The 15,256-nt window shown below is 45.5% G+C and carries 18 protein-coding genes; 17 read left to right on the top strand and 1 reads right to left on the bottom strand.

The genetic code is table 11. The features are described 5' to 3' along the window. The first annotated feature begins 73 nt into the window (after positions 1 to 73). Both B3S86_RS07895 and B3S86_RS07890 read left to right on the top strand, forming a co-directional pair. Entirely contained in the window at positions 74 to 1,339 is a 1,266-nt protein-coding gene (locus tag B3S86_RS07895; RefSeq protein WP_035407132.1) for a Glu/Leu/Phe/Val family dehydrogenase, read from the top strand. A 131-nt stretch (positions 1,340 to 1,470) separates the two neighbouring features. Beyond that, entirely contained in the window at positions 1,471 to 2,460 is a 990-nt protein-coding gene (locus tag B3S86_RS07890) for a YpdA family putative bacillithiol disulfide reductase (protein ID WP_056062188.1), read from the top strand. Between the two features lie 51 nt (positions 2,461 to 2,511). Here B3S86_RS07890 and B3S86_RS07885 read toward each other — a convergent pair whose 3' ends face one another. Beyond that, positions 2,512 to 3,480: an asparaginase gene (locus B3S86_RS07885; protein ID WP_056062186.1), complete on the bottom strand. Its 969-nt coding sequence runs from the start codon at positions 3,478 to 3,480 to the stop codon at positions 2,512 to 2,514. A 167-nt stretch (positions 3,481 to 3,647) separates the two neighbouring features. On the opposite strand from B3S86_RS07885, the gene prsW reads away from it, so the two are divergent. The 15 genes from prsW to B3S86_RS07810 all read left to right on the top strand — a co-directional run bounded on the left by prsW (position 3,648) and on the right by B3S86_RS07810 (position 15,255). After that, positions 3,648 to 4,325, top strand: a complete 678-nt coding sequence (gene prsW, locus B3S86_RS07880) for a glutamic-type intramembrane protease PrsW (protein ID WP_035407140.1) — start codon at positions 3,648 to 3,650, stop codon at positions 4,323 to 4,325. A gap of 19 nt (positions 4,326 to 4,344) precedes the next feature. Then, the gene (locus tag B3S86_RS07875) at positions 4,345 to 5,001 is read left to right on the top strand and encodes a flagellar brake protein (protein WP_035407143.1); all 657 of its coding nucleotides are present in this window, start codon (positions 4,345 to 4,347) and stop codon (positions 4,999 to 5,001) included. A 76-nt stretch (positions 5,002 to 5,077) separates the two neighbouring features. Next, positions 5,078 to 5,752 carry a (d)CMP kinase gene (gene cmk / locus B3S86_RS07870; protein WP_290751261.1) on the top strand — a complete coding sequence of 225 codons (675 nt, stop codon included), beginning with the start codon at positions 5,078 to 5,080 and terminating at the stop codon, positions 5,750 to 5,752. Beyond that, positions 5,749 to 6,348, top strand: coding sequence for a lysophospholipid acyltransferase family protein (locus B3S86_RS07865; RefSeq protein WP_290751258.1), 600 nt, complete (start codon positions 5,749 to 5,751; stop codon positions 6,346 to 6,348). Before cmk ends, B3S86_RS07865 begins: the two co-directional genes overlap by 4 nt. Before the next feature lie 102 nt (positions 6,349 to 6,450). Then, complete coding sequence (rpsA, locus tag B3S86_RS07860; RefSeq protein ID WP_056062180.1) at positions 6,451 to 7,584, top strand: 30S ribosomal protein S1; 1,134 nt, start codon at positions 6,451 to 6,453, stop codon at positions 7,582 to 7,584. Positions 7,585 to 7,707: 123 nt separating this feature from the next. Continuing rightward, positions 7,708 to 9,018 (top strand): ribosome biogenesis GTPase Der, encoded by a 1,311-nt coding sequence (gene der, locus B3S86_RS07855; protein ID WP_029342014.1) that lies wholly within the window; start codon positions 7,708 to 7,710, stop codon positions 9,016 to 9,018. Positions 9,019 to 9,032: 14 nt separating this feature from the next. After that, positions 9,033 to 10,058: an NAD(P)H-dependent glycerol-3-phosphate dehydrogenase gene (locus tag B3S86_RS07850; protein WP_035407152.1), complete on the top strand. Its 1,026-nt coding sequence runs from the start codon at positions 9,033 to 9,035 to the stop codon at positions 10,056 to 10,058. A gap of 18 nt (positions 10,059 to 10,076) precedes the next feature. Then, the gene (locus B3S86_RS07845; protein ID WP_231496841.1) at positions 10,077 to 10,274 is read left to right on the top strand and encodes a DUF2768 domain-containing protein; all 198 of its coding nucleotides are present in this window, start codon (positions 10,077 to 10,079) and stop codon (positions 10,272 to 10,274) included. Further along, a complete protein-coding gene (locus tag B3S86_RS07840) occupies positions 10,271 to 11,005 on the top strand; it encodes a hypothetical protein (RefSeq protein ID WP_035407154.1) in 735 nt (244 codons plus the stop codon). The genes B3S86_RS07845 and B3S86_RS07840 overlap by 4 nt, the downstream gene beginning before the upstream one ends. An 85-nt stretch (positions 11,006 to 11,090) precedes the next feature. Next, complete coding sequence (locus B3S86_RS07835; RefSeq protein ID WP_012370671.1) at positions 11,091 to 11,363, top strand: HU family DNA-binding protein; 273 nt, start codon at positions 11,091 to 11,093, stop codon at positions 11,361 to 11,363. A gap of 140 nt (positions 11,364 to 11,503) precedes the next feature. Further along, on the top strand, positions 11,504 to 12,082 hold the full coding sequence (locus tag B3S86_RS07830) for a heptaprenyl diphosphate synthase component 1 (RefSeq protein ID WP_290751244.1): 579 nt from the start codon (positions 11,504 to 11,506) through the stop codon (positions 12,080 to 12,082). A gap of 22 nt (positions 12,083 to 12,104) precedes the next feature. Beyond that, positions 12,105 to 12,812, top strand: coding sequence for a demethylmenaquinone methyltransferase (locus B3S86_RS07825; RefSeq protein WP_035407160.1), 708 nt, complete (start codon positions 12,105 to 12,107; stop codon positions 12,810 to 12,812). A gap of 1 nt (position 12,813) precedes the next feature. After that, positions 12,814 to 13,776, top strand: coding sequence for a polyprenyl synthetase family protein (locus B3S86_RS07820; RefSeq protein ID WP_035407163.1), 963 nt, complete (start codon positions 12,814 to 12,816; stop codon positions 13,774 to 13,776). 93 nt (positions 13,777 to 13,869) lie between these two features. Then, positions 13,870 to 14,286 (top strand): nucleoside-diphosphate kinase, encoded by a 417-nt coding sequence (ndk, locus tag B3S86_RS07815; RefSeq protein WP_035407166.1) that lies wholly within the window; start codon positions 13,870 to 13,872, stop codon positions 14,284 to 14,286. Between the two features lie 192 nt (positions 14,287 to 14,478). Continuing rightward, complete coding sequence (locus tag B3S86_RS07810) at positions 14,479 to 15,255, top strand: CheR family methyltransferase (RefSeq protein ID WP_035407169.1); 777 nt, start codon at positions 14,479 to 14,481, stop codon at positions 15,253 to 15,255. The last annotated feature ends 1 nt before the right edge of the window (position 15,256 follow it).

Below are 15,256 nucleotides of genomic sequence, written 5' to 3'. Positions count from 1 at the left end.
TCGAGAAAAGAGTATACTTTATCCGAACAAGGAAACGGCATAGGGGATGCCACTTATGGGGAGGAACGTTGGAATGATTACTGACCAACAACATGCGAATCATCGCAAGAACGTACTGGAAGCAACACAAGAAATCGTCAAGGAAGCACTAGGGAAATTAGGGTATCCAGACGAAATGTATGAATTACTTAAAGAACCACTCCGGATGTTGACAGTCCGGATTCCGGTGCGAATGGATGATGGTTCGACGAAAATCTTCACAGGATATCGTGCGCAACATAACGATGCTGTTGGACCGACAAAAGGGGGAATTCGTTTCCACCCAAACGTGACGGAAGTCGAAGTCAAAGCATTATCCGTCTGGATGAGTCTGAAGGCAGGTATCGTTGATTTACCATATGGCGGCGGGAAAGGCGGGATCATTTGTGATCCACGTGAGATGAGCTTCCGCGAAATCGAACGTCTCAGCCGTGGATATGTCCGTGCCATCAGTCAGATCGTTGGACCGACAAAGGATATTCCAGCACCTGACGTCTTCACGAACTCACAAATCATGGCTTGGATGATGGATGAGTACAGCCGGATCGATGAATTTAACTCTCCTGGTTTCATCACAGGAAAACCGCTCGTTCTTGGTGGCTCACACGGTCGTGAAACAGCAACGGCGAAAGGTGTCGCAATCATGATCCGAGAAGCGGCAGCAAAAAAAGGCATTACACTTGAAGGAGCACGCGTCGTCGTTCAAGGGTTCGGGAACGCAGGTAGCTTCTTGTCGAAGTTCATGTATGACTTAGGTGCAAAAGTCATCGCCATCAGTGATGCTTACGGTGCACTTCATGATCCGAACGGACTCGACATCCCATATCTACTGGACCGTCGCGACTCATTCGGAACGGTTACGACATTGTTCAAAAATACGATCTCGAATAAAGAATTGCTTGAACTCGAATGTGATATTCTTGTTCCTGCGGCAATCGAGAATCAAATTACAGAAGACAATGCACATGATATCCACGCAGCGATCGTCGTAGAAGCAGCAAACGGTCCAACGACGAACGAAGCGACGAAAATTCTTGCAGAACGTGACATTTTGATCGTTCCGGATGTTCTTGCTTCGAGTGGTGGCGTAACGGTTTCTTACTTCGAATGGGTACAGAATAATCAGGGGTATTACTGGACGGAAGAGGAAGTCCACGAGAAACTCGAAAAGGTCCTCGTGAACTCATTCAACCAAGTCTATCAGACAGCACAGACGCGAAATGTCGATATGCGTCTCGCCGCTTATATGGTAGGTGTGCGGAAAATGGCAGAAGCATCCCGTTTCCGTGGTTGGGTCTAATTAAACGTTAAAAATACGTATCACCCGTTCCTCTAGATGAGGAGCGGGTGTTTTCCTATTGCAATTTCTTTCGTCTCTTGATGAGATTTGCTAAGATATAAAAAAAAGCAACCGGAAGAGGAGATATTCGAATGTTAGATTGTATCGTAATCGGTGCAGGACCATGTGGTTTATCGGCAGCGATCGAAATGCAAGATCGAGGACTAGACGTCGAAGTGCTCGAAAAAGGAAATATCGTTGAAGCGATCTATCGTTATCCGACGCATCAAACGTTCTTTTCAAGTAGTGAAAAATTAGAAATCGGTGGCGTGCCGTTCATCAATAAGGAATTAAAACCACGTCGTCTCGATGCACTCGTCTATTATCGAGAAGTCGTCAAACGAAAGCAGTTGACGATTCGTCCATTTGAGACGGTCGAGCACATTGAACGTCAGGCGGATCGCTTCATCATCCATTCAGAACGCTCTGGAGTGAAGAAACAGCGAGAAGCACGATCTGTTGTGCTTGCGACAGGTTATTATGGGTTACCGAACCGAATGGACGTCCCAGGAGAAACGTTACCCCACGTATCGCACTATTTTACGGAAGGGCATCCATACTTTGATCAGGATGTCGTCGTCATCGGTGGGAAGAATTCAAGTGTTGATGCAGCAATCGAGCTTGAAAAAGCAGGAGCACGCGTAACTGTACTTTATCGTGGACCCGAGTATAGTCCATCGATCAAACCATGGGTCTTGCCGAACTTCGAATCACTCGTTCGTTCGGAAAAGGTCAAGATGGTGTTTGACGCGATGATCGAGGAAATCACGGACCAAGAAGTCGTTTACCGAGTGGAGGGAGACAAGCGGACTGTCCGAGCAGATTTCGTATTTGCGATGACGGGTTATACACCAGACGTCGGCTTGTTCGCTGATGCTGGTATCGCAATCGATCGCAAGACAGGTGTTCCGAGTCATGATGAAGAGACGATGGAGTCGAATGTTCCTGGGATTTATATTGCCGGCGTCGTTGCAGCAGGATACGATGCCAATAAGATATTCATTGAAAACGGACGTTTTCATGGCGCGAACATCGCGAATCATCTCGTCGAACGATTACGTGGTCTATCAATTCACGTCTAAAAAAACCTCTTGATTCGGAATGATGAGTTCCGAGTCAAGAGGTTTTTTCATTTATTCGACCCTGAATGACTCTTCGAGTTCTGATTGGGTCGCATTGATTTCGAGTTCAATCATTAATTTAAGTCGTGCTTTTTGTGAGTTCAGTCCATTTGAGAAAATGACACCGATCTCTTTTAACTGTTGACCGCCACCTGTATATCCATAAACATCTTGCACGATTCCATTGAAGCATCGACTAACGATGACGATCGGCATGACTGCGATCAATTCGGCAATGGCATCGACGATACTCGGAGGGACGTTCCCTTGACCGAGAACTTCAAGTACGAGTCCATCGTAACCGAGTTGTTTCACGGCTAGTAATAAATCTGGTTCCATTCCGGCATATACTTTCAAAACAGCAACACGTTTAGAGAGCGAGGTTACCATATGTGTTTGCTTCAGAAGTGGCGTGTTGAATAGGTAAACGTGATCTTTCGTCACCATGCCAAGATTTCCGAAGTGAACCGATTTAAACGTATCGACGGATGACGTATGCGTTTTCGTGACGTTGAATGCCGAATGAATCTCACCATTAAAGACGACGAGAACACCTTTTTCACGCGCTGCTTCACTAACTGCGACACGGAGTGCCGTGATCAAATTAAACTCGCCATCCGATCCGACTTCGTTGGATGAACGCATGGCTCCAGTCAAAACAATCGGAACAGGTGCACCAATTGTCAAATGCAAGAAATAAGCGGTCTCTTCAAGTGTATCCGTCCCATGGGTGATGACGACTCCATCGTAGTGTTCCTTAGCAAGTTCACTTTCGATGAAGTGTGCCAAACGTAGCATGATGTCGGGCGTCATATGTGGAGAAGGTAAATTTGAAAAATGACGCGTTGTGATGTTTGCGATATCCGTCGCTCGAGGTAGTGAAGCATCCAGTGGATTGATGTCATTCGGTAAGACGTGACCGGAGTGATCTTGCGCCATCGCAATCGTTCCACCCGTATGAATTAATAATAATGATTTCATTCTAAATGGTCTGTGTCAAAAGACAAAAGACCTTCACCTACTTTCTATAGCATATTCAATTAGTTCTTCCATATTGTAACCTTTTTCCCTCCCGAAACAACGAGGACGTTTTCTTTTTTCCAAGAAACCTTTATTCTTATGGAGAGGAAGAAAGGGGGAGAGGAAGCGTGATTCAAATCGTTTTCTCCGGAGTTGCCCCAGGCATCGCACTCCTAACTTATTTTTATCTACGTCACGAACATGAATCAGAGCCTGTTGGATATATCCTTCGAAGCTTCATTTTTGGAATTTTACTCGTTTTTCCCTTGATGTTCATCGACTATATCGTTCAAACGGAGTTTGGTGGGCGTGAAGAGGTGCAATTGGTTCGAACAGCAGTCACAGAAGAGTTTGCAAAATGGTTCGTCGTCTTTTATACCGTGTATATCCATCAACGGTTTAATGATTATTATGATGGGATCATCTATGCCGTAGCGTGCTCGCTTGGATTTGCTACCCTTGAGAACATCTTATATCTGATGGTGAATGGAACGGTCGAACACATGCTATTCCGAGCTTTACTACCGGTATCCGGTCATGCTTTGTTTGCTGTCATCATGGGTTTCTTCATGGGAATGGCGAAATTCTCGCCTCACCCGTATCGGTGGTTGTCCTTATCGATAACGATTCCGGTATTTGCACATATCTTATTTAATTTGTTAATATTGGAAAATGGTGGTATATCTGTTTTGCCAATCGTCTTCATGATCATTTTATGGACGATCGGATTATTTCAAGTACGAGGTGCCAACCGTTTGAATCGTCGATTCAAACGAAAAAAACAACATTCAGATGGCATCGAATAGAAAGTAGGAGCGAAGTAGGATGATGGAAATCGGGGATTTAGTAATGCTTTCGAATAGTGAAGATCGACAAGGACGGTCAAAAGTAACAGCCGTAACGAATCGATTGATTTGGATCGAGGCACCAAGTGAGGTCGCGACATTAAAAACGTTCATCTTGTCAGACCACGAAGAAGTTTCGTTTTACTTCTTTAAAGAAAAAGGTAAATTATTTGGATTTGATACGGTCGTCGTGGAACGACAAAATGATCCACTTCGTGGTCAGCGGTACGCCTTAAAGCGACCAAGTGATGATCAAATCGAGCGCATCCAACGACGTCAATTCGTTCGAGTACCACAAATGCTCGATGTCGCCGTTCATCCGCATAAAACGCAATTTGATCCGTTTACGACGGTGACGCTTGACTTATCGGCTGGTGGCATGATGATTTTGTCAGATCAGTTACCGATTCAAAAAGAGGAAGAGGTAGAGATGACATTCATTCTACCTACTGGTGACGGTATTTCGAGTACGTTAGATGTTATTGCTGAGCTCGTCCGTATCGATCGACGGGAAGAACGGTATGAACTCGCATTCCAATTTACAATGATTCCTGACAGAAGTCGTGAGCTAGTATTGCGTCACTGTTATCAAATGCAAATGAAAAGTTCAAGAAGGGGCATGAATCCATTCACCTGACCGCATTTTTTTGCTATGATAACGTTCGGAAGAATGAATCCCCATCAAATATGGGGAAGATGGAAGGATTGGATGGATGATGAAGAAGATTCAAATTGCATTAGATGGACCAGCAGGTGCTGGGAAAAGTACGATCGCAAAACAACTGGCGGCACGCCTTGACTATGTATATATCGATACAGGGGCGATGTATCGTGCCGTTACGCTCGCAGCACTCGAACAATCGCTTGATCTGAACAACGGAGAAGTGCTTGGCGAATTGATGAAATCGCTTGATATTCGTTTAACACCAGGCGAAAACGGGCAACGTGTCTTTATTGGTGATCGCGAAGTGACGGATGCGATCCGTTCCATCGAAATCACGAATAATGTATCGTTCGTCGCTCGTCAAAAAGAAGTTCGAGCAGCACTCGTCACGGCGCAACGAAAATTAGCAGATCAGGGTGGCATCGTCATGGACGGTCGTGACATCGGTACAGTCGTATTACCTGATGCTGAATTAAAAGTTTTCTTGACGGCAACTGTGGAAGAGCGTGCAGCTAGAAGGCACCGGGAGAACATCGCGCGTGGGATGGCTAGCGATATCACAGTTCTTCAAGAAGAAATCGCGCTGCGGGACAAACGGGACAGTGAACGTGAAGTCTCTCCTCTACGCCAAGCAGACGACGCATTATATCTAGATACGACAGAGATGACGATTGATCAAGTCGTTGTTCGCCTGATGGAACTAGCGGAAGGTGTTCTAAAATGAAACGTCAAGATACCGTTTATCGGATTGCGCGGTTTGTCGTCTGGGTCATAGCCAAAACAGTCTTCCGATTGAAGGTGACGGGGCAAGAGAATATTCCGAAAGACGGTTCCTTACTCATCTGTGCCAACCACAGTTCAAATTGGGATCCCGTCTTCCTCGTCAGTGCGATTCCACCGAAACGTTCGGTTCGTTATATGGCGAAGGAGGAGTTGTTTAAAGTCCCTGCCTTAAAGCAGCTGATGATTGCGGCAGGAACCTATCCTGTCGGTCGTGGTCAAGGGGACCGTCAAGCCTTGAAACGGACGATCGAGCTGTTAAATACGGATGAGACTGTTGGCATTTTCCCAGAAGGAACGCGTTCTGCTCCAGGAGAATTCACATCAGCACAACCCGGTGTAGGGTTCTTCGCCTTACGATCGAATGCTCAGATTTTACCGATTGCCATCATTGGATCGTATCGCCCTTTCAAACGAATGCGCGTCGCGATCGGAAAACCGGTCGATATTTCGGATTTACGTGATCAACGTGGTGCTGCGAAAGCGATTTCTGATCGAATCATGGACGAAATCAAATCCGTCTACTACAATCACGCTTAATACCTTGACAAATAGTCAGAATTGTAAGAAGTTAGAAGCAGGATAAACGCATTGACACGTGTCAGGCGTTTCTTGTACTCATCGTGAGGAGGTTGTTTTGGAATGGTCGAAGAAATGAAAGATATGCCTGATTTTGAAATTCATCGGGACCAGGTAGTTACCGGAATGGTCGTGAAAATTGAAGACAAGCAAGCACTCATTGATATCGGATATAAAACAGAAGCCATCTTACCGATCAGCGAAGTATCGAGTCTTCATCTCGATGATATTCGTGGTGTGTTGAACGTCGGAGATGAACTACAAGTGAAGGTCAAGAAAATCACGGATGAAGAGGTCGTCGTCTCAAAACGAGAAATTGATGCACTTAAAGCGTGGGAGCAAGTTGAAGAGAAGTATAAATCAGGTGAGATCTTTGAAGTTGTCGTGAAAGACATCGTTAAAGGTGGTCTTGTCGTTGATATCGGTGTCCGTGGATTCATCCCAGCGTCGCTTGTCGAGCGGCATTACGTCGAGGACTTCTCGGATTACATCGGTCGTTCGATTGACGTCAAGGTCGTTGAACTCGATCAAGAGAAGAACCGTGTCATTCTCTCGCACAAAGCCGTCGTTGAAGGTGAATTGAACGCGAAGAAAAAAGAGACACTCGAAAATCTAGAAGTGGGGCAAGTTCTAGAAGGAACAGTCCAACGATTGACAGATTTCGGTGCTTTCGTTGATATCGGTGGCGTCGATGGTCTCGTTCATATCTCGGAAATGGCACACCATCGTGTCGAACGTCCTTCGGACATCGTCACGGAAGGTCAGAAAGTCGAAGTCAAAGTACTTGGCGTCGACCGTGATACAGAAAAGGTTAAGTTGTCGATCAAGGAAACACAACCGGGTCCATGGCAACAGATGGAAGGGAAAATCGAAGCTGGGGATATTGTCAAAGGACGTGTACGTCGTCTTGTCCAGTTCGGTGCCTTCATTGAGCTTGCACCGCAGGTAGAAGGGCTTTTGCATATTTCACAAATCGCGAACCGTCATATCGGATCGCCTTCAGAAGTACTTGAAGAAGGACAAGAAATTGAAGCGAAGGTACTCGAAGTGCGTCTTGATGAGCACAAGATCTCGCTCTCGACACGTGTTCTCGAAGAGGAAGAAGGGTCTTCTGAGGACTATTCGGATTACTCGAATCAATCAGAAGGATTTTCTGTCGCTGACTTGACAGAAGACGATTCAGAGACGAAAGAATAAAGGATGACACAAAGCGGACACAAGCGTGTCCGCTTTTTATATGCGGTTTGTTATGGTATATGAGAGTTTGATTTGATACAATAGAACGGCTATGAAGCGAGAGAAGAGAAAGAAGGTGTTGGGATGGCAATTCCAGTCGTGGCGATCGTAGGTCGCCCAAATATCGGAAAGTCGACGATTTTTAACCGGGTGATTGGAGATCGGGTTTCAATCGTAGAAGACAAGCCAGGCGTTACCCGCGACCGTATTTACGGAACTGGAGAATGGCTGAATCGTCATTTTCATTTGATTGATACAGGTGGAATCGAAGTTGGGGATGAGCCCCTACTTCAAATGATGCGTCATCAGGCGGAGCTCGCCATTGATGAAGCGGACGTCATCATTTTCATGGTGAACGGACGCGAAGGAATCACAGCAGCGGATGAGGAAGTCGCGAACATGTTGTTCCGTTCGAACAAACCAGTCGTCGTAGCTGTCAATAAAGTGGATAATTTTGAGATGCGTGATTTAATGTATGAATTCTACTCTCTTGGATTCGGAGACTTATTCCCGATTTCTGGTACACATGGTCTTGGACTTGGTGATTTACTCGACCGTGTCCTTGAATTAGCACCAGATAAAGAAGAGTTGGAATATGACGAAAGTACGATTAAGTTTGCCTTGATTGGTCGTCCAAACGTCGGGAAATCAAGTATGACGAACTCGATTCTTGGTGAAGAGCGTGTCATCGTCTCGAATATCGCTGGTACAACACGTGATGCAATCGATACACCATTTACGCGGGATGAACAAGAATACGTCATCATCGATACGGCAGGGATGCGAAAACGCGGGAAAGTCTATGAATCGACAGAACGCTTTAGTGTCATGCGTGCTCAAAAAGCAATCGAACGAGCAGATGTCGTCTGTGTTGTTCTTGATGGTGAAGAAGGTATCATCGAACAAGATAAAAAAGTAGCAGGATATGCCCATGAAGCAGGTCGCGCGGTCATCATTGTCGTCAATAAATGGGATGCTGTTGAAAAAGATGATAAGACGATGAAAAAGATGCAAGAAGAGATTCGGGAAGAATTCCGTTTCCTTGACTATGCACCAATCGTCTTCGTCTCAGCAAAAACAAAACGTCGTTTACAAACGTTATTACCAGTCATTCAGCAAGCAGCGCACAGTCATGCGCAACGGATTCAGACAAGTGTCTTGAACGATGTCATCGTCGATGCTGTCGCTATGAACCCTGCGCCGACAGATAAAGGAGTTCGTTTACGGATTAACTATGCGACTCAGGTCGCGTCGCGTCCGCCAACGTTCGTCTTGTTCGTCAATGATCCAGAATTGCTTCACTTCTCTTATAAACGATATCTCGAGAACCGGATTCGGGAGGCATTTGATTTCACAGGTACACCAATCCGGATTTTAGCTCGTCAAAAACAATAATGAGGTGATTCAGTATGACCAAAATCGCTGTCATCGGAGCAGGAAGCTGGGGAACAGCGCTCTCGCTCGTCTTAGCCGATAATGATCAGGAAGTCATTCTTTACGGTCGTGAACAAACAAATGTCGACCGTATCAATGAGCATCATGAAAATGCGCAATTCTTGCCGGGCGTCGTGTTGCCACAATCATTGAAGGCGACGACGGATCTCAAAGTGGCGGTCGAAGGCGCAACACATATTTTGATCGTGACACCGTCATCTGCGATTCGTGCGGTTTCTCGTCAACTAAATGAACTATTGACAGAACCAGTCGTCCTGATTCATGCATCAAAAGGAATCGAACCGAAGACACATCTTCGATTGTCTGAGTTGATCGAAGCAGAGGTCGACCCGGCGAAACGTAAAGCGGTTTGTGTCTTGACAGGTCCTTCACATGCTGAAGAGGTTGCGTTACGTAAACCGACGACGGTGACCGTTGCATCGGATGATTTAGAAGAGGCTGGTCGTGTGCAGGAATTGTTTACAAATGAAAACTTCCGTGTCTACCTCAATGCGGACATCATCGGGGCAGAACTCGGTGGAGCACTGAAGAATATCATTGCACTTGCTGCGGGTATGACAGATGGTCTCGGTTACGGGGACAATGCCAAGGCAGCCTTGATTACACGTGGAATGGTCGAGATGGCTCGTCTTGGAACGATGCTTGGGGCAAACCCAATGACGTTCACCGGCTTGACAGGAATGGGTGACTTAATCGTCACTTGTACTTCTGTCCATAGCCGAAATTGGCGTGCGGGAAATGCCATCGGTCGAGGAGAAAAACTAGAGACAGTGCTTGAAAACATGGGAATGGTCGTAGAAGGTGTTCGTGCGACACAAGCTGCATATGATCTAGCAGAGTCGAAACAATGTGAACTCCCAATTACTTCTGCTTTATACCATGTTCTCTTTGACGGTCATACACCGGAAGAAGAAGTCAAAAAGTTGATGCAACGACCACAAAAAAATGAGATCGAGCATCTCTTCACGACGAAAGATTAACGGAGTGGGGTGGAAACCTTGAGTCCAGGATTATTAAAAATGTGGATTTCGTTCGCTGGCATCGGACTCTTTGCGATCAGTGTCTTGCTGGTCACGGTCAGTCGGACGAAGTTGAAAGGGATTTGGCAGATTCTCGTGTCAACCTTGGCATTCGTTTGTTTCATCGTTGCGTCGATCATCATGGTATTTATCGTCATGGCGGGACCGAGCGCATGAAAAAGTGGTTCGTACTACTCATGCTCATTCCGGTGACGTTATTATCAGGTTGTCTCTTTCCGGACAGCCAGAAACCGTCGAACCGCGTGCCGTATCCGCAACAATTACGTACCGTTCAGGATGCCGTCGATGCATACCAGAAAGACACAGGTGTTTTGCCGATCAAAACGATGGAGGCAGATACGCCACTCATGGAACGTTATCAAATCGAACTGGGCCGTCTGATACCTCGTTATATGAGTGATCCACCAACGAACAGTTTCGAAGGCGGGGGAACATTCATCTATTTGTTGGTCGACGTTGAGACGAAGCCGACTGTCAAATTGATGGATTTGCTTGTCGCGGAAGAACTACAGAAGCTTCAAGTCCGAATTGATGCGTATCGCAAGAAGAATGATAAGTACCCATTTAAAGGCTCCATCGGAAAAAATCAGTTTACCCTTGACTATAAAAAGTTATTCATCAAAAAAGAACCGACTGTCCCAAGTCCGTACTCAGATGAAAAGCTATCGATCTATGTCGATGGTCAAGGTCGTCTTTTCATCAACTATTTGCCAGAGTTGAAGAAAGCTGTACAAACTGCGAAGAAAAAGCCGAAAGTCGGTCAGGATATTCGGTATTTGCTTTATGAAGATCAACCATTTGTTCCTGCCTATTCTCAAAGCTACACGATAAACGAAAAAGGCGAACCTGTGTTTTCAGAGAAATCGAGCGAAGAATCTGAAAATTGAACGTTATTTACACGAAAATGTTGTAATAGCAACGTTTATAGGGTATGATTACCCTCGAAGAAGTGATTGGGAGGGGGTGAAAGTAATGAACAAAACTGAACTCATTCAAGCAGTCGTCGAAAAATCAGGTCTTACAAAAAAAGACGTGACGAAAGTTGTTGAATCAACATTCGAATCGATCACTGAGACACTTCAGTCTGGAGAGAAAGTCCAATTGATTGGATTTGGTAACTTCGAAGTCCGTGAGCGTGCAGCCCGTAAAGGTCGCAACCCACGTACGAAAGAAGATATCGAGATTCCAGCAAGCAAAGTACCTGCCTTCAAACCAGGTAAAGCATTGAAAGATGCTGTGAAGTAATCCGGCTACATAGTCGCCCGAGATTTTCTCGGGCGGCTTTTTTGTGGACATTCAGAAGCGTGAAAGCCCGCCGATTATGGTATATTAAAAAAGAAGAACGTCCATCAACGAGATGGCACTGGAGATCGGGGGGTAAAAGCATGGAACAACATGAGCTGCGCGTGGATGAAATCATCACTGCACTCACCACTAAACAAACGACACGATTGGCTCGACATGTGGATTTCCCTTCCATCGATCGTGAACAGATCCGTTGGTTGATTGATGTCGCTCAACATGACAAGCTAGATTCAGAAGCACTCGTCAAAGCGATTCATTTCGCACAAGTCGCTTTACGTCTGCATGAACGCGTCAGTAAAACATTACGCGGTTCGAAGGAAAGACAGCTTCTTGTATTAGCTGGAGATCTTTTCTCGAGCTACTTCTTCGAACAATTAGCGGGTTTGCCGAAAGAGATTCTTGTCTCACTCGGACGGACCATTCAACGTGTCAATGAAGCGAAGTGTGCCTTACACGAAATGAACTATGAATCAACGGAAGAACGGGTTCTCTTATGGTTAACAGCAGAGTTCGGATTAATGCAAGGACTCGCGGCAATCACCAAACGAGAATGGCTGACACGACAAGGACGGCAGATCATTCAACAACAGGCAGAGCAGCTAGATCTGGTCGCACAGAAATTACTGTTATCGCATCTCGAACAGATGGCGGTAGCATGAGATCTTGGAAAGGGTGAGCAGTGTGCAGACAAAAGATAAAGAAAAAAAAGTGTATGAAGTGTTCCAATCGATATCAACGAACTATGATCAAATGAATTCAGTCATCAGCTTCCGACTGCATAAATTGTGGAGACGCGAAACGATGCGCCGGATGCAAGTCTTCCCAGGTGCTAAATGTCTTGATCTTTGTTGTGGAACGGCAGACTGGACGATTCAACTGGCAAAAGCAGCCGGTCCGACTGGTGTCATCAAGGGACTTGATTTTTCAGAGAACATGTTAAAAGTCGGCGTGGAGAAAGTAGAAGCGCTTGATATGAAAAACATCGAATTGATTCACGGAAATGCGATGGATTTACCGTTTGGTGACAACTCATTTGATTTCGTGACAATTGGTTTCGGTTTACGGAACGTTCCTGATTACCTTCAGGTCATTAAAGAGATGCATCGCGTCTTAAAACCAGGTGGAACGGTCGTCTGTCTGGAAACGAGTCAACCGACGGCACCGATTTTCCGAGAAGCATATTCGCTATACTTTGGAAAAATCATGCCACAAGTAGGTCGTTTGCTTGCTAAATCGTATGATCAATACAACTGGTTACAAGAATCAACGGAAGTGTTCCTCGACCGTGTCGAACTGAAACAACTCTTCGAACAGGCAGGCTTCATGCAAGTGGAAGTCAAAGCATTCGCGGGTGGGGCTGCTGCGATGCACCTTGGGAAGAAGTGGTGAGATGTCACTGCATTCCATCTACCGTGATGTCACGAAGGAAGTTAATTTAGTCGATCGTTTTCTGATCAGTCATATCGCTTCGGAGGAACCAACGATTGATGCAGCAGGAAAACAACTGCTGAAAGCTGGTGGAAAACGGATTCGACCAGCGTTCGTATTGTTAGCCTCTAAATTCGGTGAGGCAGATCGAGATGAACTGATCCGTGTAGCAGCAAGTCTTGAGCTCGTCCATATGGCATCGCTTGTACACGATGATGTCATTGATGACGCTGAACTACGACGAGGAAAACCGACCGTTATGCAATACTTCGATGAAGAAGTGGCGCTTTATTCAGGCAATTATTTGTTTGGGGAAGCGATTCGGTTGATTGGAGAAGTCGGAAAACCAGAGCTGGTCCAAGTCATGGTCCATACGATGCGTGAAATTTGCGAGGGTGAGATTGAACAGATCTATGATCAATATGATTGGGAACAGTCGATTAAACGTTATATCAAACGAATTGAACGAAAAACAGCCATTCTCATTGAAGCAAGTTGCCATCTAGGTGCAATCGTTGCGAATTGTTCAGCGGCCGATACGAAAGCGTTACGACTGTTTGGACGAGATATCGGACTCGCTTTTCAGATTGCTGATGATTTGCTTGACTTCACAGCGAATCGAACGCAACTTGGTAAGCCAGTGGCAGAGGATCTACGTCATGGACATAAGACGTTACCCGTCTTTTATGGAGCGGAAGATGCTGCCTTTTACGAAAGTCTTTCGAAAATCGAGACGATGCCTACCCATGAAGAAGTTGCACCATTGCTAGCATTTCTTCAAACTTCAGGTGCCCTCGAACGAACACAACGAACGGTCGATCTTTACATTCGTCGTGCCATCAACCGGCTCGAACCCTTACCTAAATCTTCCGCTAAACGATCGCTCGAAGAAGTGGCGCGCTACGTTGGTAAACGAAAAGGATAAAGATTGTCAAAAATTTCTTGCTGTTCTTCTAAAAAGCCAGTAAACTGACTATGTAAGCGCTTTTCTAAAAGCATTTCATAGGGGGAACTAGAGATGGAACAGACATTTTTAATGGTCAAACCGGATGGCGTAGAACGTGGATTGATTGGGGAAATCATCGGACGGATCGAACGCAAAGGATTCATCATTCGTGAAATGAAAATGATGAACGTCACTGAAGAACTCGCAAAAGCACACTACGAGGAACATGCGGAGAAACCATTCTTTGGAGAGTTGGTCACTTTCCTGACGTCAGGTCCTGTCGTCGCTTTGCGTGTTGAAGGGGCAGACGTCGTTGCCGTTTCTCGTTTGATGATCGGAAAAACAAAACCACTTGAAGCAGCACCTGGAACGATCCGTGGTGATTTTGCGAACACGATGAGTGAGAACGTCATTCATGGTTCAGACAGTATCGAAAGTGCGGAGCGTGAGCTTGGTCTTTGGTTTCAAGGACAGCCAGTTAATGTCTAATACATGAATAGTAGGACAAGCGGGGAGGGATTCGATTCAATCGAATCCCTTTTGTCGTATTCTTGTAAAACGGACTGACCGGATTGGTTAATTGCTTTTTGGAATGCCTATAGCTTTATGCTACTATAGAAAATAAGTTGAACCGGTCAAAGAGATGACCATTTGATATCGAGAGTGAGCGAGGTGTGCCAATTGGAAGATTACGAACTTTTCATTCAAAGATTCAAGATCAAATCAGGGATTGATCTCGGTCAGTATAAAGAAGCACAGATGAAACGACGGTTGACAGCGTTACGTGACAAAAAAGGGTACAGTACGTTTGCGTCCTATATGCAGGCAATGGACAAAAGTACCTCGTTATACGAAGAATTTTTAGATCGGATGACGATTAATGTCAGTGAATTCTTCCGTAATCCGATACGTTGGCAACAATTGGAGCAAGACATCTTACCGGTCTTGGAATCACGTGCACATGGACGAATTCGAACGTGGAGTGCTGCCTGTTCGACGGGAGAGGAACCGTATTCCCTAGCGATGATCTTAAGTGAACGACTCGATTCGTCGGCTTTTACGATTCAAGCAACGGATTTGGATGAGCTTGTCCTTGAAAAAGCGAAGCTTGGTCGATACGGAGCTTCCGCATTGAATGAGGTCGTAGAAGCGCGGAAAAAGCAATATTTCATCGAGCAAGAGCAGACATTCGAAGTTGTTCCAGAAATCAAACGACTTGTTCGTTTCAGTAAACATAATTTGTTAGGCGACCGGTACGATACCGGTTTTGATTTAATCATCTGCCGTAATGTACTGATTTATTTTACGGAAGAAGCGAAAGCACATGTCTATCGTTCGTTCGTCGAGGCATTAAAACCAGGCGGTATTCTGTTCGTTGGAGGAACGGAACAAATTTTCCAACCAGAACGATTTGGATTAAAGATGAAACAAAGCTTCTTTTACGAAAAAATCGGTTGAA

Origin of the sequence: Exiguobacterium sp. UBA3968 (assembly GCF_002385115.1) — a bacterium.
GTDB lineage: Bacteria > Bacillota > Bacilli > Exiguobacteriales > Exiguobacteriaceae > Exiguobacterium_A.
This window is presented reverse-complemented; position numbering and strand designations above follow the sequence as displayed.

Excerpts from the sequence above, each read along its gene's own strand:
- B3S86_RS07865 (WP_290751258.1), top strand. The coding sequence starts at position 5,749 with ATGAAACGTCAAGATACCGTTTATCGGATTGCGCGGTTTGTCGTCTGG.
- der (WP_029342014.1), top strand. The coding sequence starts at position 7,708 with ATGGCAATTCCAGTCGTGGCGATCGTAGGTCGCCCAAATATCGGAAAG.
- rpsA (WP_056062180.1), top strand. The coding sequence starts at position 6,451 with ATGGTCGAAGAAATGAAAGATATGCCTGATTTTGAAATTCATCGGGAC.
- B3S86_RS07830 (WP_290751244.1), top strand. The coding sequence starts at position 11,504 with ATGGAACAACATGAGCTGCGCGTGGATGAAATCATCACTGCACTCACC.
- B3S86_RS07850 (WP_035407152.1), top strand. The coding sequence starts at position 9,033 with ATGACCAAAATCGCTGTCATCGGAGCAGGAAGCTGGGGAACAGCGCTC.
- B3S86_RS07840 (WP_035407154.1), top strand. The coding sequence starts at position 10,271 with ATGAAAAAGTGGTTCGTACTACTCATGCTCATTCCGGTGACGTTATTA.
- B3S86_RS07820 (WP_035407163.1), top strand. The coding sequence starts at position 12,814 with ATGTCACTGCATTCCATCTACCGTGATGTCACGAAGGAAGTTAATTTA.
- B3S86_RS07890 (WP_056062188.1), top strand. The coding sequence starts at position 1,471 with ATGTTAGATTGTATCGTAATCGGTGCAGGACCATGTGGTTTATCGGCA.
- B3S86_RS07885 (WP_056062186.1), bottom strand. The coding sequence starts at position 3,480 with ATGAAATCATTATTATTAATTCATACGGGTGGAACGATTGCGATGGCG.
- cmk (WP_290751261.1), top strand. The coding sequence starts at position 5,078 with ATGATGAAGAAGATTCAAATTGCATTAGATGGACCAGCAGGTGCTGGG.
- B3S86_RS07895 (WP_035407132.1), top strand. The coding sequence starts at position 74 with ATGATTACTGACCAACAACATGCGAATCATCGCAAGAACGTACTGGAA.
- ndk (WP_035407166.1), top strand. The coding sequence starts at position 13,870 with ATGGAACAGACATTTTTAATGGTCAAACCGGATGGCGTAGAACGTGGA.
- B3S86_RS07835 (WP_012370671.1), top strand. The coding sequence starts at position 11,091 with ATGAACAAAACTGAACTCATTCAAGCAGTCGTCGAAAAATCAGGTCTT.
- B3S86_RS07875 (WP_035407143.1), top strand. The coding sequence starts at position 4,345 with ATGATGGAAATCGGGGATTTAGTAATGCTTTCGAATAGTGAAGATCGA.